The following is a 22,069-nucleotide window of genomic DNA, read 5'->3' as shown; positions in this document are numbered from 1 at the left end:
GATCCGATCACGAGGAAGTTTCTTTAAGTGCCGTGACGCTCCCGTAAATCAGGACTCAAGTGAGCGCGATCGCCCATTACCTCAATTAAGGGGCCATGTTCCGACATTTCTACAATACTCAAAGAAGCAACCGGCATACCAATGCGATCGCGGTAACGACCGATATCAATCCCTAAAAGAGAACAGAGCATAATCCGAATGGTCGATTTGTGGGATACCACTAAAATATTGCCACTATCGTAGGTTTGTTCAAGCTCTTCTAGTACTTCAGAGCTACGTCGCGCAATGTCAATGCCTTTTTCTCCCCCTGTGGGAGCATTCCAGCCAGGATCAGCTAACCAGCTGACATAATCATCATGGAATTCTAGGTTAACCTCGGCGGGGGTTTTATTTTCCCATTTACCGTAGGCAATTTCCTTTAAGCCTTCTCGACGCTGAATTTTTAGACCGAGGCGATCGCTGATCGGTTTGGCGGTAGCTATCGTGCGGTGTAGGGGACTGGCAAAAATTGCTGCCCAGGGCAGATCTTGATAGGTATCAGCAAATTGTTCTGCCATTTGATAACCCGCCTCTGTCAGGTCAATATCCACCCGACCACAGAAGGTTCCCGTTTGACTCGAAAGGGTTTCCCCATGCCGAAGAAAATAGAGTTTTAAGGTCATGAGAAGATGGGGAGCTTTGCAATGGACTTGCCCTAAAGTATAGTATGGTGATTGATCCTTGGCAAATGGTTGAGAATGCTAAAATTAGGACGGATTATCGCTTAAAACCTTACTACAATAGGAAGTCTGTTAATGGTATTGACCCCTTCTACGATGTTAGCCTTGGGAACCTCCGCTCCTGACTTTCAGTTGAGGGAGGTGGTTTCTGGAGAAGAGCTTTCTTTAGCCACCTTTGCGGATAAATCAGCTTTATTAGTGATGTTTATCTGTCGGCATTGTCCCTTTGTTAAACATATTCAAGAACAGCTTGCTCAATTAGGGCGAGATTATCAGTTAACTACCCTGGGTATCCTGGCGATTAGTGCTAATGATGCCGAAAAATATCCCGATGATGCGCCGGAAAGCCTCAAGGCCATGGCCGAAGAATTAGGATTTGTTTTTCCCTTCGTCTATGACGAAACGCAAGCAGTTGCTAAAGCCTACGATGCTGCTTGTACCCCCGACTTTTTCCTTTTTGATGGCGATGCCAAGGGCACGCTGCGCGCACGCCGTTTAGTTTATCGGGGACAATTAGATGATAGTCGTCCTAGTAATTCTCTGCCGGTGACAGGTCAGGATCTACGGGCCGCGATCGAAGCAGTTTTAGCCGGAAAACCGATTCGTGCTGAACAAAAACCGAGTATTGGCTGCAATATCAAATGGAAGGTGGCGTAGATAAGCATGGGTCAGGGATTATTTGTGGGTTTAACGACCTTAGATTGTCTTTATTTAACCACTCATTTTCCCCAGTCTAACGAGAAAATAGTGGCGATAGACCAACTTTTGACGGTGGGAGGGCCAGCCACCAATGCGGCAATTACCTTTGCCCATTTTGGTCATCAATCCTCCTTAATGAGTGTGGTGGGTAATCATTCCTTAACGACTATTATTCATCAGACATTAAGAGATTATGGTGTCCAAGGATTAGATCTGGCTCCTACCTTTTCCGCTTCTCCGGCTGTCTCTTCGATTATTATTACTCAAGGGACAGGAGAAAGGGCTGTTGTTTCTATTAATGCCACTAAATTGCAAGCTAATCTTGACGATCTTAACTTTAACCTTATTGACTTACTTGAACAAATTGATCTGGTTTTAATTGACGGTCATCAAATGCTCATCAGTGCGGCGATCGCTGAACAGGCTCAAAAACAGAACATTCCCGTTGTGCTAGACGGCGGCAGTTGGAAACCAGGCTTGGAAACAGTACTTCCCTACGTTGACTATGGCATTTGTTCTGCCAATTTTTATCCCCCCACTTGTCAAAATTCTGAACAGGTTTGCCGTTATTTACAAACATATAAAATTCCTCATTTTGCCATTACTCAAGGTGCGAAACCGATTATCTATCATAGTTTTGGCCAACGAGGGGAAATCCCAGTCCCGACCATCAAAGCAGTCGATACTTTGGGCGCAGGAGATATTTTTCATGGAGCCTTTTGTCATTATCTTTTAGACAATCATCTAGATGAGCATTCTTTTCCCAAATCTCTCTCCCAAGCTGTTAGAATTGCTCAGTTATCCTGTCAATATTTTGGCCCGCATCAATGGATGAAAGATCAATGAAAATTCTGATTGTCGAAGATGAATATGAAATTGCTAACTTAATTCGAGAAACCCTAGAACGGGAGTCATTTAGCTGTGATATTGCTAGGGATGGTTTAACCGCTTTAGATCGCTTTCAAGCCTGGGAACCAGATGTGATTATTTTAGATTTAATGTTGCCGAAATTAGACGGACTAGAAGTCTGTAACCGTATTCGTCAGAAAGCTGTGGTTAAAGATCCCTATATTTTGATGTTAACTGCCAAGGGAGAAGAAATTGATCGCATTATTGGTCTCTCTACTGGAGCCGACGATTATTTAGTAAAACCCTTTAGTCCTAGAGAATTAGTGGCTAGGGTAAGAGCCTTACTGAGGCGGAGTTTACGGCAGATGGAAGTGAGTAGTCAACTGCATCGAACCCAACATTTTCAACTGGATTTAGATCAGCATATTGCCCAACGTCAACTCCCCAATCAGACCTTAGAAACGTTAGATTTAACGACCTTAGAATTTAACTTATTGTCAACGTTTATGAGTTATCCCAATCGGGTTTGGAGTCGTAGTCAATTAATTGATAAACTCTGGGGCAATGATTTCTTTGGAGATGATCGGGTCGTGGATACCCATATTCGTCGTCTGCGTAAGAAAATTGAACCCGATCCTGCTAACCCTACTTTTATCAAAACGGTAATTGGGATAGGATACAAATTTGAGGATAATAGTTAATTAAATACTTGAGTTTTCCATGTGTAACTATGATTAATGTGATTGGCATTGGGTTAGATGGAGCGGCTGGTTTAACTGCGGACACTTTGGCCGTGGTTGATCGGGCAACGGTTTTGGTCGGCAGCGATCGCCATTTAGATTACTTTCCTCATCATCCCGCCGAACGACTGGTACTCGGTAACATGGTCGTTGTCTTTGAAACTATGCGAAGACGAGTGGTTCAATCCGAAAAAATTGTTGTTATCGTCAGTGGGGATCCTCTCTTTTTTGGCTTAGGTCGTTTACTGCTGGAAAATTTTCCACCGGAGCAATTAACCTTCCATCCCTATCTCAGTTCTGTCCAGTTAGCCTTTAATCGCTTGAAATTAACCTGGCAAGATGCCAATGTGGTCAGTGTTCATGGTCGCTCCCTGAATTTATTGATCCCCTTATTACAAAAAGGGGTACAAAAATTAGCCATTTTTACCGATCAGAATAATCACCCTGGTGCGATCGCCCGTTTTTATCGAAATTTAGATTTACCTACCCACTATCATCTCTGGGTTTGTGAAGATCTCGGTTCAGCTAAGGAAAAAGTTTATTCTTGTTTACCCGCCGACATTGATACTTACACCCAGGAAGATTTTTCACCGCTTAATTTAGTTATTTTAGTCCGTCAGGAAATTTTAACAGGCAATGACCTTGATCTCAAGACCTTACCCTTGATGGGTTTAGCCGATGCTAACTTTTTCAGTTTTGATGATCGCCCTGGCTTAATCACCAAACGAGAAGTTCGGGTACAGGCCTTGGCTGAATTAGCCCTACAACCGAATCAAATCGTCTGGGATATCGGTTCAGGAACAGGTTCGGTTGCCATTGAAATTGCCCGTCTTTGCCCTACCTCTCAGGTTTACGGCATCGAAAAATCCTCTATGGGGATTGTTTTAATTGAGCGGAACTGTCAACGTTTTAGCACCTTAAATGTTCATCCCATTCATGGGCAAGCTCCAGAGATTTTAAGTAGTTTACCCAAGCCTGATCGCATTTTTATTGGTGGTAGTGGTGGCAATTTGATTGATATCTTAATGAGTTGTCAGGAGAAGTTAGCAATAGGCGGAAAACTGGTTTTGGCCTTAGCCACCCTAGAAAACTTGGCGACTTGTTTGGCTTGGTTTAAAAAACATCAATGGGATTGTAGTTTGCAGCATATTCAGATTTCTCGCTCTGTTCCCTTTGCCAATCTGACGCGACTCAACCCCATTAATCCCGTTAATTTGATTACTGCCCAGCGTCTTAATAATCACACCATCATCGAACTACCCCCAGAGTCAATGGATGCCCTTAATTATCCTGACAATACTGATTCATTTGAGTAATTAAAAGCTGTTCTTTTTTGCCAATTTGTCGAACTTGATCCTGAGCCAATTTAGCGGTTAAAATGTCCTTGCTTTTAATGGCATTGATAATATTACGAGTGGCTTCTGCATTCCCATCGTAAATATTGGCTAGTTCCTGTTGATAGGTTATTAACTGGTTATCTTTCAGGTTTAACGCCTGTACTTGTTGTCCGGCCTCTTCAAAGGCTTTGGCCACTGTGAGAATTTTTTCAGGATCAGTGGAATCTCGATTGTTGGCACTTTCCTCAGCAATCTTTTTGGTAATCAGGATAATTTTTTGGCACTGGGCAGTTTTGGTTTCGGCACAGCTAGAGAGCATCACACTGAGCGGTAATGTTAGGAGGATCAGTATCGAGCCAGTTTTTCCTATTATTTGAGCGCGTTTAAAATAGTTCATTATTGACTTAAAAGAGGATCGTTATTTTAAAAATGGGAGTTATACCAAATCCTGTTTTCAAATTCCTTTTTGTTCCAGGTAGGGGCTTAGTCTCTAAGCCTTACACTATATGGATTTGGGAACCAAACCCCTACAAAATATTAACGGTGTTTTACAAGCGGATTTGGTATTAGGAGAGGTAATGGACAAAGAAGGTGTCAAAAAACCAGGGAGCAAATCCCCAATCGCTCAATTTCGATGGCCAAATTTTCGTTCCTTGCGTCATCTCTTACTGTTTTTAGGGTTAGGATTGCTCGGCATTAGACTATTGCCCTACTTTTTCCCGATCCATGCCCAGGATATTCAGCTACGGGCTCAGTCAATCGAATTTCGCGATCGCAATGGGGTATTGCTAGGCAAGCTTTTAAGTCACAGTCAAGATCAACATACCTGGGTGAAATTAAGTTCGGTTTCGACTCTATTTACGCAAGCAATTTTAGCAGCAGAAGACCAGGATTTCTATCACCATGGCCCGCTTGACCTGGCTGCGATCGCTAGGGCGATTTTTCAAGCTATTCAAACCCAGAAGATCGAAAGTGGTGCTTCCACTATTACGATGCAACTGGCACGAATGTTAGGCGATCGGCCCCGTCATCTGGGATCAAAACTAGCCGAGATTTGGGTGGCTTGGCGATTGGCGGCGGGCATGAACCGCACGGAAATTTTAACTGCCTACGTGAACCGTTTACCGATGGGGGGAAATATCTATGGGATCGAAGCGGCGGCTCAAACCTATTTTGGCATTTCTGCCCAGTCCCTTAGTCTGAGTCAAGCGACTCTCTTGGCCGCCATTCCCAATAATCCCTCTCGTTTTAATCCTTACCATCATTTACCCGCCCTCAAACAGCGTCAACGTTATATTCTGGATCGTCTGGTTGCAACGGGCCAAATTACTGCGTCCCAAGGCGATCGCGCCTATCAAGAACCTTTAACCCTACAACCGCGATCGGCCAACATTGTCGCGGCCCCCCATTTCCTCTTTTGGTTGGCTTCCCAATTACCCAAGGATCACCCCTATCAAATCCGAACCACCCTTGATTTACCGCTACAACAATTTGTTGAAACCCAACTGCGGAAAGTGATTAGCAATTTAAAAATTCATAATGTTCATCAGGGTGCAGTTTTAGTCCTCGATAATCACAGTGGCCAAGTATTAGCCTATGCTGGCTCTAAAGATTATTTTGATGCCGAAGCGTTGGGGGGAAATGATGGTCATCCGTGTCAACTTAAAGGAATGGGTTCCCAAATTTGTTGATTGAGAGCGGCCTTTTCTCGATGTCGCTTTCTCTCAGCTTTGACCAAACCAAATAACTTAGCACGTTCAGCCAGATAGGTTACTGTATCAGGCTTTTCTCCTCTAGCAATAGCCTTCGCTACATAGTATAGACTCCGAAACACCATCTCTACTGAGATTTTTTCTTTCGGTTGATTTAGAGCAATCGCCACTTCCCCTACCAATTGATTTAAGACCGTATAGAAAATCAAAGTGCAAATAATCTGGATTTGGACACCATTCTTATTCCCTACCCATAAATAGGCTAGTCCTAAAAGTCTTTTCGTTAATAAAAAGGCTTCTTCGATTGTCCATCGTCTTCGATATAAATCACAGACCTCTTCGGCGGACAGTTGTTCGGGAGACAACACATTTGTTAAATACTGATACCAGATTGTTCCCCATAATACTGAGACTAATCTCACCGGATGCTTGCAAGGATTAGAACGGTAATTTCCCATAATGATAATCTCATCTCTGTAATGACTACCTTGAGACAATACTTGTTTGGTTTTGTAAGATGTACCCGCTCTAAATCTGGTTAGAAAAAACTTTTTAGCTTCTGTTAACAAATCAAACCACACAAAGCTAAAAAATCCCATATCTACAAGAATTAAACCATTTTCTGGTAATTTAGCTGCCAATTCTTCACACCATATTTTATCATTTGATTTATCATTTTCTGTGTACCATAAAGTAACGGGTCTTTGGGTAAAGGCTTCCACTACCATCATTATTTTACCCCCCAATTTACTCTTTTCTTCTTTACTTATTTTCATATTTTTCCTTATCTGCTCTAGCGTTGAGCCATCTGCTATCCACACTGCACTAAACTTTTCTCTTATTTTTTCCCATTTTTCTCCTACTTGGAGCTTCTTCCCTTTTTCGGCTGCTTTTTCTAACACTCCTTTTAGTAATATTGCAAATATTTCGGCTGGCACATTCATCATTCTTTTTGATACTGCCTGTTTGCTTACTTTTAATGATGCTACCCATAGCAATCCCTCTTCCTCTAACAGTCTTACCGCTTCACTTATACCCGCTATTTGACGATACACTATACTTAACACTAATGCCACCATTACTGGTAAATTTAATACCCTATCTCTCATCATTTTCTCATGAGTTCCCTGTAAATATTTTAATGGTGTAAACATTGTGGGTTCTAGTAATTCAAACAACTCTTTTGTTATTTCAGGGATTTCTACCCCTGGCTGATTTGTCTTACGACGTAAGTCTGGGTTTCCTTTTCTCCGAGGATGTTGTCTTGCCATTTGTTTTTTGCTCACTTTTTTATATACTAACCTTTTTTTCAGCCTACTCTTACTTCCGCCTGCTTTTAGGCTAATCTTTTGTGAGTAGGCATTTTGGCTTAAGTTGACACCAATGAATGATGGTGTTCAGTCTTTACGACAACCTGGCTCAACGCTCAAACCTTTTCTGTATGAATTAGCTTTAGAAAAACGTCTTATCCATCCCAATACCATTTTGGCTGATGTTCCCACTCACTATGCTATTCCAGGGGCGAAGCTGTATAGTCCGAGCGATTACAGTAGCCAATTTGCGGGGCCGGTACGAGTGCGGTTGGCCCTAGCTAATTCTCTCAATATTCCAGCCGTGAAAGTATTAGAAAAAGTCGGTGTTCCTCAATTCTTAACTCGCTTACAACAATTGGGTTTTAAGCATCTCAATCAGCCACCAGAATACTATGGTTTAGGTCTGACCTTGGGCAGTGGAGAGGTGAATTTGTGGGAATTAGCGAATGCTTATCGGGCGATCGCTTTACAGGGGCAAGTTTCACCCTTAGTCACGACTTTACCTAGTCAATCTAATACTAATCAGCCCCTCATTCTCGGCCAGATCAGTAGTTGGGGCTTAATAACCGATATGCTCAGCGATCGCTATGCGAGGGCCAAATCCTTTGGGGTAGAATCCATTCTTAATTTGCCCTTTGCCACCGCCGTCAAAACCGGAACTTCCTCTAATTTTCGAGATACCTGGACAGTGGGTTTTAGTCGAGATTATACCGTTGGGGTTTGGGTCGGCAATTTTGATGGTGAACCAATGCGTCAGGTGTCCGGGGTGATGGGAGCGGCTCCCCTTTGGAATCGTATTTTTTTAAAACTGCACGAATTAAAACCGCCACAAGCTTTTGATCCGCCTGCCCAACTGATTTCTAAACCAATTTGTGCTTTATCCGGCTTAAAACCCACACCTGCCTGTCCCCTGATTGTCTCTGAATATTTTTGGCCCGTAGATTTAGCCGATTACGAAACTAACCGCGATCGCCTTTATCAAACAGTTAACTCTGCTCACGGAAAATACAAACTTAATTTACCCAGCGAATATGATCAGTGGTTAGCCCAGCAACCGGAGCTACAAAGCTATGTCCCATCCTTAAAAATTCTTTTTCCTGAACCAAATGCCCAATTACTGATTCCTGAGCAAGATAAATTGTTAACCTTAGCTTTTAAAATTGCTAATCCTGAACAACAATCCGTCGAATGGTGGTTAAATGGAACAAAAATTAAGACAAGTAATGAGGCAACCCTTTTCTGGAAAATACAACCAGGAGCTTGGCAATTGATAATCAAAAAGGCAAATTCTACGGCTCCTCAAGATCAAGTAAGTTTTACCGTAAAAGTGGCCACGCCCATTAAAAAACGAGGATTTTCCCTGCAACGCCCTTAATCTTGTTCGGTTTTACCAAACTTAATAAGTTAAAAGGCTTATTCACTTCAATTTTGAATTGGCGTAATAAAAATAGGAAAAATGTCACACTTTGTATAGTATTCAATCAATTCATACAGATTGAATCAATTTATACAGGAAATCAAACAGCCACCTATTAGATTTAATAAGGTAATGTGATGTAGAGGTTAAAAAGACATAAATACGCTAAAGTCCCTAAACATCTTATCTTCAGGCCTGCCTGAAATCCTTGATATAAGAGGATAATTTTTACGTCACTTAATGCGTTAATTTCATTAAAGAGGTATAACTGTGTCTAAGGAGATTGTTAAAGTAAAGTTGTCTGATGATGAAAACTCACCAGAAATTTCTATAGAGGCCTTTGTGCCAGACAGGAGAGACTTACATAAGTCGGCAGCAACAATTTCAAATGGTGAGATTGAGTCTATTAAGAGATCGCTCGAAATAGTTCATCCCTTGGTACAAACTGTGATTGGTCAATTTGATCAAGTTCAAGGTGTTGATGAGTTAGAAGTGAAATTTGGTTTAAAGCTTGCAGTCGGTGGAAGCTTCGTTGTCACTTTAGGAGGTGAATTTAATTTTGAAGTAACCTTAAAACACACCAGAGAACAGGGTTAAATCAGCAATAGTTTTTCAAATCTGTAATTTTTTAAAAAGTTTGAGGTCAGTAAAATGCTTAAAATGCTAGATAGAAATGCGATAGTAAAAGTTGTTGGTTCAAAAATGGGGACTGGCTTTCTGTTTGGCAAAAAATATATTTTGACTTGTAATCATGTAGTTGATGACAGCAGCAAAATTACAGTACAGTTTACGGGAACTGACGGTAGCACGCATGAACTGTTGCAAGTAAACAAGGTTATGGGTGTAAAAGAAGACTGTTTAGATTATGCAGTTTTACAAATTACTGAAGGATCTCTATCATTGAAACCCTTAAAGGCTAGTTGTTTGTGTTTGACAGATACGAAAGAGATGGAACTTAACGAAGGGTTATTTGTTCAATTGGCAGGCCATACAGACGAAGATAATCCGAGATTATCCTTTTATATGACTCCCCAAAGAGAAGTAAGATTGGGTACACTAATAAATAATGGTTGTTATCTTTTTCATGGGATGGCAGCCGGATTCCTAATGCAAGATGGCTTTAGTGGTTCGCCAGTGTTAGATATTCAAACTGGTAAGATTTTGGGCATTGTAGATACTACTAACGCTAACCAATATACGACGATACAAGAGAAAGGGATAGGACAAATGATTCGGAGTGATGCAATTAAGCTCTCCCTCAAAGAATATGATGAACAGAATGAAACTAACTTTTGCGATCTTTTATTTACACGAGAAGAACCTCCTGATACTTCTTATATTAAGGATAATTACACAACAAGTATTCAGATTCTTGCTGAAGAGCTAGACTCATCAATACTTTTCATTGGACCTGGGATCAACTTATACAATAGGAATGATAATTTAGACAAAGAAGAACTTGATCGTATCTGTGATTTTAACAATCAGTCTAACAGATCATTAAGTGAGATAGAACTTGCTTATTTTTTGGAGAAGCAAATTAAGAAGAGAAACGGACAAATTAAGTGTTTACAGGTTGAAATTCCTGAGTTAAAAGATCGAGCTATTGATCAACATAGCCCTTGTCAATCGTGTCCTTATGAACTTAGTGAAAGACCAGAAAACTGTCGGTTTAGATTAGAAAATGACAGCCAAGATCAAACAAATAACCAACTGTCAATTGAAGAGCAGTTAATGAATGCACAAGTTAACGTTCAGTTTCTCTCACAATACTATAGTGATTTGTGCCGCAGCCCAGTTAGTTTCATAAATGAGATTAGGAAATTTTATGATCAATCTCAGCCAAATGATGCTCATAAATTAATCGCTAAATATGTAAAAAATAAAAAAATTAAACTAATCATAACGACAAATTGTGATGACCTACTGGAACGCGCTTTTAGGAGTTCCCCAGCTGATATACAAGACTATAAAGTGTATGGTTTAAAAAATGGACATAAACTTGAAAACAAGCCGCTCATTTGCCTTAATCCTCGGTCATCTAGAAGTCCTGATGCTCCAATTATTCTTAAACTTCATGGATGCTATAAATCAACAGTAGAAGATAATTTATTATTAATAACAGAAAGTGATTTTTCAAAATATTATCATCTGTCACCTTATCGTAATTTCTATAAATTTAAAAAGCAGTTATCTAACTTAAGCGGAGTTGGTCTGGATTCGTACAGTATATGGTTTATTGGATATATTTTAAATGATCCTGATATTAATCTTTTTATCAACATTTTTGGCTTACAGGAAAAACGCACAAATTATTTTTATTGGGTTCATGATCAAATCTTAAGTTTCAATAAAACAACTCATTTGTGGAATGAGGATGAAAAACTTGAATTAGTTCCAAGAACGTTAAAGTCTTTTTTTAATGATCTTGAACATTTTACGGACTTTTGAACTTTTAAATTAAAAAAATAAATGTATTTAATATCTTTATTCAGGAGAATCACATGACTCACACAAACATTAATATTGAACAAGGGAAGAAAAGCAAATCTTCTCCTCGTGTTTATGTAGGTTTAAATCCTTATCAGAAAGAGGACTCTAAGCAGTTTTATGGCAGGGATCAGGAGATAAAAGAAATTAGCAATAATCTTATTTTTTCACCCTTAACTATTTTACAAGGCGAAAGTGGTGTTGGCAAAAGTTCTATTTTAAATGCAGGTGTCAATTTGTATTTAGAGGAAACTTTTAATAATAATGCTGTCTATCGAAAATACAAATTTGCTGTCGTTATTTTTTCTGATTTTAAGGATGCTGATTTTGAGGAAAAGTTACAAAGAACTATTGAGGAATTAACTAATAGTCAGCCAATCGCATCAAAAGATACTGATAGTGATTCAGGTGGGATTTTTATTCAAGCGATTAAACATCAACTGAAGAATTCTGAATCTGAATCAGGTTTTGATAGAATATTTATTATTTTTGATCAATTTGAAGACTATTTTCTGCTTTATCAAAATTGTGAGGAACAACTTCAAGGCTTTGAAAAAGACATTAAAGCTATTATTGAGGATCGTACACTCGCTGTCAAATTTTTGTTCTCAATTCGTTCGGATCGGGTATCTGAAATAGACCGCTTTAAGATTAGAAATGATTTTTCAGATGAACTATTTGAGAATCGCATCGTTCTTGAAAAACTATCTATTGAAGCAGCTAAAATTGCTATAGAAGATCCTATTAATAAGTTCTACAAAGCAGAGCAACTCAAGAAGTCCCAACTACCTGATGCCGAAATTGAAGAAGGTGTAGCAGATATAATTATTAGTAATATCACTACTCAAGGTCATGTAGAAACGCCCTTACTTCAGCTAGTAATGGACTATCTTTGGAATAAAGCTAATAAACCTTATGAAGATAATTTGTCAGACAAAATTTTCCTTTCTAATCAACTTTTAAAACAAGAAAAAATTTATCAAGAAAAAGAACGGAGTGAAGGAATTACCAAGCTTGTAACTCAATATTTTGAACGGCAATTAATAGAGATTGCCAAGACCAAAAATTTAAAATTCTTGATTACAAAACATTATAAATGTGCCAAAGACGATCAGAAATTTGTCAACGAGAAATTAGAGGATGCTGCTTCCTTGTTTTTCTATCATCTTGTTACCCCTTCGGGAAATAAGCATTTTTTTAATCAAAAAGATTTGCGTTGTTATTATAATGACGAATGTGGCAAATATAATTTACCTGAACTACATGGAAAATATTTATCTTATATTCTAGAAAAATTAGTCAAGGCTAGAATCTTACGTCCTTTGCCAAATTCTCAATATGAAATTTATCATGATGTTTTATGTCAAAGCATCTCAGAATGGCAAAAAGAACACCGTAAAGAACTGGATGAGAAGCAGCAGGCACAGCAAAAATATTTAAAGCTTCTTGCCTGCAACCTCTCTTTTCAATCAGTTTCACAAGATTATGGTAAGCGTTTTCGTATGGCTTATCATGCCTGTCAGTTACTAGAGAAAGCTGAACAGGGCATCACAGAAATTGATTCTGACTTACGCAATATACTGAAAATCAATTTTGAGCAAAAACGTCTTTTCTCAAAGAATGAATCCCAGTACATTAGCATGGGAAATCAAGTTAAAATTTCATCAGTAGATATTTCTCCTAATGGTGAATGGATCGTTGCTGGCGACTACAATGGCAAAATTTACTGTTGGCAAGATTCCCAAGATTCTCCAAGGCTAAAGACTTTTAGTCTAGATACTCTAAAAATTGCCAAAGAATTGTCGGATTCCAAGACTACTCATAACAAAGAAAATAAAGCAATTACTTGTGTAGAACTAAATGATAAACAGTTAGGGGTCGGTTGTGCCGATGGAAAGATTTATTTGATTTCTTTAGAACAGTTAAAGAGTCAGGAGGAAAGTCAAGATCAAGACCAAATTCTTGACAATAACGTTGATAATGATTGGGGTTATGCTATTGAATGTTTAGCCTTTAGTCCTGATGAAAAATGGCTATTTTCTGGTGGACGAGACTCTCAAATCAAAGTTTGGGATATTAATGACATTGAAAAAGAACCAAAGATAATCAACTATCCGTCAGAACATCAGGATTGGGTATGGTCGCTTGAGATTTGCCCACACAATAAAAGTGAGTTTTTTCTAGCTGCTGGGTATCGTAATGGTACTATTATTTTTTGGGAATTAAATGATAAAATTTTATCCATAATTCAGGAGTCTAAAAATACTGAAAATGTAGTAATTTTTTCTACCCATATTCATAAAAATTGGAGTAATCGTTTAAAATATATTTTGCGGGCAAGGGAAATTTTTACGATAGTCTATAGCCCCGATAAACAATTGTTAGCTTGTGGTGGTAGAGATGGCATTATTCGTCTCTGGAAAATTAAATTTGAGGCACTTAAAACTTTTTCTGAGCTTGAACCTATTTTGCTATTGGGCCATGAAGATATGGTAAAAGCCTTAGCCTTTGGTCCGGCTGGACGATGGCTCCTATCAGGCAGTAGCGATCAGACTCTGCGGATATGGGATTTAGAGCAACCTCAACCTAAATCAATCATCTTGAAGGAATTTGATGAAGGAGTTAGTTCGTTAGCGATTCATGCTGACTCTAAGGATCAAAGCAGCAAGGTCATGATTGGAACCTGGAGTGGACAAGTTTGGCAATTAATCCATAAACCATCTGACTTCGATAAACCATCTGACTTCGATACCTCTGTTCGGATTTTACGAAAGAATGATAGCTCGGACAAAGGTGTTATTATTGGCGCGACCTTTATTGACAAGAATAATCAATATTTGCTCTCGTCCAGTTATGACGCAAGATTGCAATTATGGAACAGAAGCAAGCCTTTTTCGCCAGAAACGATTGCAGCCGCAGAAAGAAAAGATAAGGGGAACCAGCCTCTGCCCGATCAAGAAATAAGATGTATTGCTTATGATTCCATTACTCAAGTTGTTGCCTTAGCAGGAGTTAAAGGAGTACTTGAGCTTTATCATGTTGCAGAGCTTGGTGAGGTTTCTGTTATTAATTATTTTGCTACTTTTTTAAAACAAGATAGTGAAAATCCTGAAATTTGTAGTATTGCTTTTACGACTAATTCTGATGGTCAAAAATGGTTGGCGATCGCTACTTCTAATAAAGCCCATTTCAAGAATCAAAATAGTGAAAATTCCGACAAGCCTGGAAAAGTATTATTATGGCAATGGTACGATAAATGGAACAATGTTTCAACAAGCATTAAGGACGACGACACCAAATTTTCTTTCTGTTTCTCTATAGAGAAAGAGATTTACCAATATGTTAGGGCAGAATATGAATCAGAAAATAAATTTAAAGCAGTTGCGTTTAGTCCTGATGGCAAGTGGCTAATTGCAGGAGGCGATCAAAGCCTTGTGTGTCTGTGGAAACTTCCTCCAGAAAATCCAAACTCAACAGATATTACTGATTACCCCGATGATTATAGTATAAATACTGAGCCGGACAAAGGGAAAAATCTTTATCGCCAGCAAATTACTGAAATAGTCTGTAGCAAAGAATGGTTAGTGGTTGCCACTGATAAAGAAGAAATTCATCTTTGGCAAGTTGATTGGGATGAGGCGAAACCTTTAAGCACAGCTAATGAGGAAAAAAAATACTTCAAATTCTCCAAATTAGGCACAACTGTTGCTTTATCTGAGGAGACTCTAGCTATTGGGGGACGGGGCGGCATTATTCGTCTATTCTCAATAAAACAGTCGATGTCGATCCAAGAAATTCAAATTCAGCGTCCACTAATTCTTAAAGGACATACCCATAATATTCGTAGTCTCAACTTTAGTTCTGATGGTAAATTTTTAGCATCAGGTAGCGACGATACGACTATCCACATTTGGGTCGTTAACACTGAGAAATTAGAAGAAATGGTAGCTGCTCAAGCTGATTACAAGGGATTAAATGAAGACGAATGGGATTTATTATTCAATCAAACGATTCCCTATGAAACTTATGAAATTGAACCCAAAAAAGAAGGGTAGTCTAGCAAAACCCTTCTCAATTTTTATGAAACCCTAATCCTGGAGAGCATTACCATGAGGTAAGACTTCTTCAGGGAAAATAAAGTTTTCGTGGGGTTGATCCTGCGCATTACGAAACTCACCGCGTTGCTAAAGGACAGATTTTCACACTTCCGCGATCGCCCACTTGCAATTAAACGGAGTAAACCGCGATCGCCCTATTGCCATAGAGTTTTATTAATCAAACCTTAATATTAATTTAATAGCAATTTCGAGTAAGCAGCAGTAACCTGGGCGAACAGTCCAGGGAAATTCCTTTTTTTTAACCATTACTGTATTCTTTATGGTTGCCACTCACGCTAAACCCCATCACGACATCTCCGTTAGTGCTTTTGGGCCTGCCCGCTCTACCATTTCTGGCAATCCCCTCAGTCCCGATGAATTGAAAAATCTTCATGCCTATTGGCTAGCCTCTAATTACTTGGCCGCAGGCATGATCTATCTGCGCGACAACCCTTTATTGCGAGAACCGTTAAACCCTGACCAAATCAAAAAACGTCTTTTAGGCCACTGGGGTTCCAGCCCTGGCATTAGCTTCCTTTATACCCACCTCAACCGCATCATTAAAAAGAACGATCAAGACCTACTCTTCATGGTCGGAGCCGGTCATGGTGCACCAGGCTTTCTTGGCCCCTGTTATCTAGAAGGTAGCTATTCCCATTTTTATCCCGAATGTAGTGAAGATGAGGAGGGAATGAAGCAATTTTTTAAACAGTTTTCCTTTCCTGGAGGCGTTGGTAGTCACTGTACTCCCGAAACTCCAGGTTCTATCCACGAAGGAGGAGAACTCGGTTATAGCCTATCCCATGCCTACGGTGCAGCTTTTGATAATCCCAATTTGATTGTGGTCTCTATGCCTGGCGATGGCGAGGCGGAAACAGGGCCTTTGGCGACTTCCTGGCATTCCAATAAATTTATTAACCCGATTCGAGATGGGGCGGTTTTGCCAGTACTGCATTTGAACGGTTACAAGATTAATAACCCGACAATTCTTTCTCGCATTAGCCATAAGGAACTGAAATCTCTGTTTGAGGGTTATGGTTATACGCCCTATTTTGTGGAGGGTTCGGAACCTGAGTCTATGCACCAGGCTTTGGCAGCAACCCTCGATCATTGCATCGCCGAAATTCACAGCATTCAACACGAAGCCCGCAGTACAGGGATCGCCACTCGTCCGATTTGGCCGATGATTGTGTTACGTTCTCCCAAGGGCTGGACTGGCCCCGATTTTGTGGATGGTCATAAGGTGGAAGGCTTCTGGCGATCGCACCAAGTTCCCATGGGCGGAATGCACGAGAACGCCGAACATCGCACTCAACTAGAAGCCTGGATGCGGAGCTATAAACCCGAAGAACTCTTTGATAAAAATGGTACGATTTTGCCTGAAATTAAGGCAACGGCCCCCACAGGAGACAAACGCCTAGGTTCCACTCCCTACGCCAATGGGGGTTTACTTTGTCGGGATTTGAAAATGCCTAACTTCCGAGAGTACGGCGTTAAGGTCGAAAAACCAGGCACCATTGAAGCCGAAAATACCAAGCCCTTGGGGGTTTTATTGCGCGATGTGATGAAGTCAAATATGACTAACTTCCGCGTTTTTGGCCCCGATGAAAATACCTCGAATAAATTGCAAGCGGTGTATGAAGTTAGCAAAAAATTCTGGATTGCCGACTATTTACCCGAAGATGAGGACGGGGGGGAATTAGCCGTTGATGGTCGCGTCATGGAAATGCTAAGTGAGCATACCCTGGAAGGTTGGCTTGAGGGCTATTTACTAACCGGACGACACGGCTTTTTCTCTACCTATGAATCCTTTGCCCACGTTATTGATTCGATGTTTAACCAACACGCCAAATGGTTGGAAATTTGTAATCATATTCGTTGGCGGCAGGATGTTCCCTCTCTCAATTTGTTAATTACGTCAACGGTTTGGCGACAGGATCACAACGGTTTTACCCACCAAGACCCAGGCTTTTTAGATGTGGTTTTGAACAAAAGTCCTGATGTGATTCGTATTTATATGCCCCCTGATGTTAATTCGTTGTTATCCGTTGCCGATCACTGTTTACGCAGTAAGAATTATATCAATGTCATTGTTTCCGATAAGCAATCCCATTTGCAGTATCACGATATGGAAACGGCGGTCAAAAACTGCACGAAAGGCATTGATATTTGGGAATGGGCCAGCACGGATGCAGGTCAAGACCCAGATGTAGTTTTAGCAACGGCGGGAGATATTCCCACCAAGGAATCCTTAGCGGCTTCTTGTATTTTGCGTGAACATTTCCCAGACTTGAAAATTCGCTTTGTCAATGTCATTGATCTGTTACGTTTGCAACCCAAGGAAGAACATCCTCATGGCTTAAGCGATCGCGATTTTGATAGTTTATTTACCAAAGATAAGCCAGTTATTTTTAACTTTCATGGTTATCCCTGGCTGATTCATCGTTTAACCTATCGTCGCACCAATCACCCTAATTTCCATGTACGCGGCTATAAGGAAAAAGGCAATATTAATACGCCTTTAGATTTAGCAATGGCCAACCAAATTGATCGCTTTAGTATTGCCATTGATGTGATTGACCGACTGCCTCAATTACAAGTGGCGGGAGCGCATATTAAGGAGTTTCTCAAGGATGAACAAATTTCCTGTCGTCATTATGCCTATGAATACGGAATTGATCGTCCCGATACGGTTGCTTGGAAATGGCCTTTTTAAGGATTAGTTAAAACCGCGATCGCTTTTCTTGTTTATAGGGGGCGATCGCCCTCCGAAATCTAGTGACGCAATCATTTGGAGAACTAGGCAAGTCTGAGGTGACACAGGTTATAATGTTGGGTATTCAGCGTATTAAACGAGATCATTAATGGCTTCTATCACTATTAATATTTCCGATGAGCAACTTCAAAGGCTGCAACAGTTAGCTCAGGAGATTGATACCTCCCCGGAAGATTTGTTGCGTGCAAATATAGAAAATTGGTTGACTTGTCAGAACAAAGAATTTGCTCAAGCAGCAGACTATGTACTCAAAAAAATGCTGAACTCTATCGTCGTTTAGCATGATGCGTTATCTGAATTTGGTCGAAGTGCTTGCTTTGCATCGTCAAATAAAGGAAGTGTTCAGCAAGCGAACATAACCTTAAACCAAACCGACTGATCGGCGATCGCTTTTCTTTTTTATAGAGGGCGATCGCGGTATCTAACGGTTATTAGATTACGATCAACTAGGTTTCGATGTCACATTGATTTACGTGCAACAAAGGCAACGTGAGCTTTTGGTAATTTGTAATCACCATAATGATTCATAGTCTCAACTGTAAAACCGACTTGTCTCAATTGCTCAGTCATCTCTGCGGCTTTATACAATCGTAAATAATGTAACTCGTCATCTCGCCGATAATATTCTCCAACTTTGCGAAAAGTAACAATGCGGCGACTTAAGACTAATTTTCCCGATCCTCCTCTTTTTCCACAAGAACGATCCAATCCTCTCCCTCATTAAAACTTTTAACCTTTTCACCTTCTATCACTTGACCAGGTTCTGCAATATCAAAAATAAAAATACCTCCCGTAGTTAAGGTGTTGTAAATACGCTCAAAAAGCTGCATTAATGCTTGATAATTATTATCACTATCAAATAGGTAATTGAGACATTCACCGATTGAGATAACTGCATTGCAAGATGGGATATCAGTCTTCAATAATGACTCAACTCGAAACTTAGCATTTGGAACTCTGGTTCGAGCGATCGCAATCATAGACTCAGAAATATCCACTCCCAAAATTTGATAATGTGCTTTCGTCAGTTCTAAGGCTGATAATCCACTTCCACAGCCCAAATCCACGACTAAACCGTCTTGAATGTTATTTTGAGCTAAAATTTTCAGTATGCCAGGGGCTGACCTAAGAGCGTAATCGCCATAACCAACATCATGAATGTATGCCAGGTCTTCTTTGTAAGATTTTTTGATCATTTTCCTCCAACAGAATGATCTGAAAAATTATTTGCGATCGCAGTGATGATGTCGCTATCACGGGAATTGTTGGCCTTGTTCTCGCTTTTATGATGGTAGTTCTTGTCGGTGGCTGGGTTGTTTATGCAACTAACCAGCATTCTAAGTCAGAAAACAACCTCAAACCTCCTCATTCACAACAATCTGATAAATAATTTCTATGATTTATCAATAACTCAGAAGAACTTCTAAATACGCAGAAAAACGAGTCAACATTTTAGTATGATCGCTTTTCTTGTTTATGGAGAGCGATCGCAATCTCTAACGGTAAAATTGAGCCGTAGCAGACAATCTTTAACCTTTGAAGATCACTTAGAAGTCGGCTCCACAGTGCTATTAGACGACGGGTATTTATAACTGAGTTCAAGGGCGTTACAAAAACTATTAAGGCGATTCAGTAAAGCATTGTAGTAGTGATAAGCATCCTCTCGTTCGTTTTGGAGAAGAGCATACAAAGTTAATTCTGGCTCTGGGGCTAAGTGATATTTGGGAACATCTAAACCGGCTTCGGTTAACCGTGTTGCCGCGATCGCCACAAGTAACGCCCCAATGGTATGGGATTCACCACTGTGAAGATCACTCAGTCCGGGTAAGATTATCTCGGCTCCTGGTAAATCATTAAGACTCATTATCATCCCTCCAATCCCTGGACTTTAAAACGCCCAATGAAGTTCTCGACCCTGCTTCTAAGTACCTCAGAATTAACGGAGGGAAATCGAATTATTTCGGGTACAATTGCTTCAAAGCAATCGCCTAGCTTGTAGATACAGCCTGAACTACGAGCTTCTTTACCCAATGCTTCCATGAGTTGTTCGATTTTCTGGGAATCAACATTTGAGCGCATAATTGACAGCAATTTAGGTCAACCTCTCTAATTTAACAGACTGCCCCCGTTTCAGATGTTCTTCTCTGGGTCAGCGCTCGCTAGTAATTTTACTTTGTGTTTGACAAATGGGCGATCTCCCACCAGCAAGAGTTTGTGTAGTGCAACCCATTAATAACAGACCTCAAAAAAATCAACTGGAAATGACCTTTTTAAGGATTAATTAGAACAGCGATCGCTTTTCTTTTTTATAAGAGGCGATCGCAATAAAAAATACGTTGTAAAAGCCCCCAATATATTAAGATTAAAATAACAAAAGCTTTTCGCCATTTTGAGATAACTCAAAATAAATGTCTTCCCAATCTTTATGTGATAGAAAAGAACTGATCAACAAGACCTATGTTTAATCCTACTGAATTAAAAAATATTGCTGAACAGTTATGTGATTTGGCAAACCAAAAATTACCTGATCTAAAAGAAAAATTCTATGAATTTGATGTTGTCAATAAGTGGCAAATAGTCAATGGAGAAAAAATAATGATAAAAATCAATACGTTTAATACCTCTGTTTCTTTTGTGGTAATGAGTCTGATAAAAGATCCCTTATTTTTCATGCTCAAAGAAAATATTGAAAATAGTTATAATAATTTTGAAAGTACTTATAACTATCAATCAATTTCCTTCAGTGGTGGTCATCATACTCAGCCTCAAACGGCAGCTGAGAGAATACTTGTTGATTCTTTTAGAAAAGAAACAGAAAGTTTTAGTTCTCAACATTTTATCGAAAATTATCATAAGTTAATGGGATTATTCAATGGCGATCCTCACGAATTTAAAGTCAGTGGTCGTTTACAGGGGGTAACACTCACACTTGACAAAATAGTTCTTGATGACGAAGTGTATTTGAAACAGTTAAGTATAGATGAAATAAATGAGCGTCAACCTTTGGGAGTATTTCGCTGGATGAGAGATGTCCCGATACAACTTGATTTATCAGACTTTAATACTGAAGTTGTTGTTATAAGCTTAAGAAAAATTGACAATTTTGAAAAAAATTCATACTTTGATTTAACCAATCGTTTCTCAGAACACGCAAGAGAAAGAATCAATTTAGTTCTTCAAATGTTTAAACTTTATAAGGCAGGTAGTTTTATTATTGATTCCAGAGTAGAAAGTTATCCTCTTACCAAGGAGATGATAAGGTCATCATTGAATAAAAAATACATTAGTCCATATAACCAATTAATAATTAATGGTGACGACGAGATAAAGCTACAAGAAATTTATAAAATTCTTAAAAACATTATTCCTAATGATAAAATTTTGTCGCGCTCATTATCGAGATTTTTTATTGCGGTAGATGAAGATAGCCCAGAAGAAGAATTAGTTGATCTAGTAATTGCATTAGAATCAATACTTCAAACAGTTAATGGTAATCCTATTAAAGAGGAACTAAGATATAGATTTTCAATTAATGGTGCCTCCCTCCTCACAAATATTGACTCCACCAGTGATTTTTTTGAGACAATGGAAATCATGAGAACAGCTTACGACTGTCGTTCAGTTATTGTGCATGGAGGTGATTCAACATCCTTAACAAAAAATTTGAAGACGCTTAATGCTAAGATAGACAGAAGTGTTAAAAATCGAGAATTTGCGAATTTAAAAGACTTAAATTTATTGATAGCAGATTGGTATCGAAGCATGGTCTTATGGCTAACAAATATAGACCGTCAAAAACGTCCTTATTTCGTCGAGTATGGTTGGGAAAAACTGATGAGAAAGGACTATTAAGATCATCTCGCTGTTCTTTTTTATCGAGGGCGATCAGTAATTTGATGTCATACTGTAACTGAGTAATG

17 protein-coding genes are annotated in these 22,069 nt (G+C 39.4%); 12 read left to right on the top strand and 5 right to left on the bottom strand.

Going from position 1 to position 22,069, the window contains the following annotated elements:
• Positions 1–23: 23 nt before the first annotated feature.
• The gene (locus tag KA717_02700; protein UXE61861.1) at positions 24–662 is read right to left on the bottom strand and encodes a histidine phosphatase family protein; all 639 of its coding nucleotides are present in this window, start codon (positions 660–662) and stop codon (positions 24–26) included.
• A 132-nt stretch (positions 663–794) separates the two neighbouring features.
• On the opposite strand from KA717_02700, the gene KA717_02695 reads away from it, so the two are divergent.
• From KA717_02695 to cbiE, 4 genes are read left to right on the top strand one after another with little or no spacing between them, the layout of a single operon-like run.
• Complete coding sequence (locus KA717_02695; GenBank protein UXE61860.1) at positions 795–1,376, top strand: thioredoxin family protein; 582 nt, start codon at positions 795–797, stop codon at positions 1,374–1,376.
• Between the two features lie 6 nt (positions 1,377–1,382).
• Positions 1,383–2,264, top strand: a complete 882-nt coding sequence (locus tag KA717_02690) for a sugar kinase (GenBank protein ID UXE61859.1) — start codon at positions 1,383–1,385, stop codon at positions 2,262–2,264.
• Entirely contained in the window at positions 2,261–2,968 is a 708-nt protein-coding gene (locus KA717_02685) for a response regulator transcription factor (GenBank protein UXE61858.1), read from the top strand. Before KA717_02690 ends, KA717_02685 begins: the two co-directional genes overlap by 4 nt.
• Positions 2,969–2,976: 8 nt before the next feature.
• Positions 2,977–4,323, top strand: coding sequence for a precorrin-6y C5,15-methyltransferase (decarboxylating) subunit CbiE (cbiE, locus tag KA717_02680; protein UXE61857.1), 1,347 nt, complete (start codon positions 2,977–2,979; stop codon positions 4,321–4,323).
• Here the strand turns inward: cbiE and KA717_02675 are convergent.
• Positions 4,289–4,741: a hypothetical protein gene (locus KA717_02675; protein ID UXE61856.1), complete on the bottom strand. Its 453-nt coding sequence runs from the start codon at positions 4,739–4,741 to the stop codon at positions 4,289–4,291. The genes cbiE and KA717_02675 overlap by 35 nt on opposite strands.
• A gap of 109 nt (positions 4,742–4,850) precedes the next feature.
• On the opposite strand from KA717_02675, the gene KA717_02670 reads away from it, so the two are divergent.
• Positions 4,851–6,035 carry a transglycosylase domain-containing protein gene (locus tag KA717_02670; protein ID UXE61855.1) on the top strand — a complete coding sequence of 395 codons (1,185 nt, stop codon included), beginning with the start codon at positions 4,851–4,853 and terminating at the stop codon, positions 6,033–6,035.
• Here KA717_02670 and KA717_02665 read toward each other — a convergent pair.
• Entirely contained in the window at positions 6,002–7,327 is a 1,326-nt protein-coding gene (locus tag KA717_02665) for an IS4 family transposase (GenBank protein ID UXE64534.1), read from the bottom strand. The genes KA717_02670 and KA717_02665 overlap by 34 nt on opposite strands.
• A gap of 112 nt (positions 7,328–7,439) precedes the next feature.
• On the opposite strand from KA717_02665, the gene KA717_02660 reads away from it, so the two are divergent.
• From KA717_02660 to KA717_02635, 6 genes are all read left to right on the top strand, one after another.
• Positions 7,440–8,744: a hypothetical protein gene (locus KA717_02660; protein ID UXE61854.1), complete on the top strand. Its 1,305-nt coding sequence runs from the start codon at positions 7,440–7,442 to the stop codon at positions 8,742–8,744.
• A 339-nt stretch (positions 8,745–9,083) separates the two neighbouring features.
• Positions 9,084–9,383: a hypothetical protein gene (locus KA717_02655; protein ID UXE61853.1), complete on the top strand. Its 300-nt coding sequence runs from the start codon at positions 9,084–9,086 to the stop codon at positions 9,381–9,383.
• Positions 9,384–9,437: 54 nt separating this feature from the next.
• The gene (locus KA717_02650) at positions 9,438–11,237 is read left to right on the top strand and encodes an SIR2 family protein (GenBank protein ID UXE61852.1); all 1,800 of its coding nucleotides are present in this window, start codon (positions 9,438–9,440) and stop codon (positions 11,235–11,237) included.
• Positions 11,238–11,290: 53 nt separating this feature from the next.
• Positions 11,291–15,331: a hypothetical protein gene (locus tag KA717_02645; GenBank protein UXE61851.1), complete on the top strand. Its 4,041-nt coding sequence runs from the start codon at positions 11,291–11,293 to the stop codon at positions 15,329–15,331.
• Positions 15,332–15,653: 322 nt separating this feature from the next.
• Positions 15,654–18,089: a phosphoketolase family protein gene (locus tag KA717_02640; GenBank protein ID UXE61850.1), complete on the top strand. Its 2,436-nt coding sequence runs from the start codon at positions 15,654–15,656 to the stop codon at positions 18,087–18,089.
• Positions 18,090–18,237: 148 nt separating this feature from the next.
• Entirely contained in the window at positions 18,238–18,429 is a 192-nt protein-coding gene (locus tag KA717_02635) for a DNA-binding protein (GenBank protein UXE61849.1), read from the top strand.
• A 385-nt stretch (positions 18,430–18,814) separates the two neighbouring features.
• Here KA717_02635 and KA717_02630 read toward each other — a convergent pair whose 3' ends face one another.
• Together KA717_02630 and KA717_02625 are read right to left on the bottom strand one after the other, a co-directional pair.
• The gene (locus tag KA717_02630; protein UXE61848.1) at positions 18,815–19,345 is read right to left on the bottom strand and encodes a class I SAM-dependent methyltransferase; all 531 of its coding nucleotides are present in this window, start codon (positions 19,343–19,345) and stop codon (positions 18,815–18,817) included.
• Positions 19,346–19,692: 347 nt separating this feature from the next.
• A complete protein-coding gene (locus KA717_02625) occupies positions 19,693–20,019 on the bottom strand; it encodes a hypothetical protein (GenBank protein UXE61847.1) in 327 nt (108 codons plus the stop codon).
• A gap of 587 nt (positions 20,020–20,606) precedes the next feature.
• Here KA717_02625 and KA717_02620 point away from each other — a divergent pair.
• On the top strand, positions 20,607–22,001 hold the full coding sequence (locus KA717_02620) for a HEPN domain-containing protein (GenBank protein UXE61846.1): 1,395 nt from the start codon (positions 20,607–20,609) through the stop codon (positions 21,999–22,001).
• Positions 22,002–22,069 lie beyond the last annotated feature (68 nt).

Origin of the sequence: Woronichinia naegeliana WA131 (genome assembly GCA_025370055.1) — a bacterium.
GTDB classification, from domain to species: domain Bacteria; phylum Cyanobacteriota; class Cyanobacteriia; order Cyanobacteriales; family Microcystaceae; genus Woronichinia; species Woronichinia naegeliana.
The sequence above is the reverse complement of the archived record's forward strand: the minus strand, read 5'-3'. Positions and strand labels throughout refer to the sequence as shown.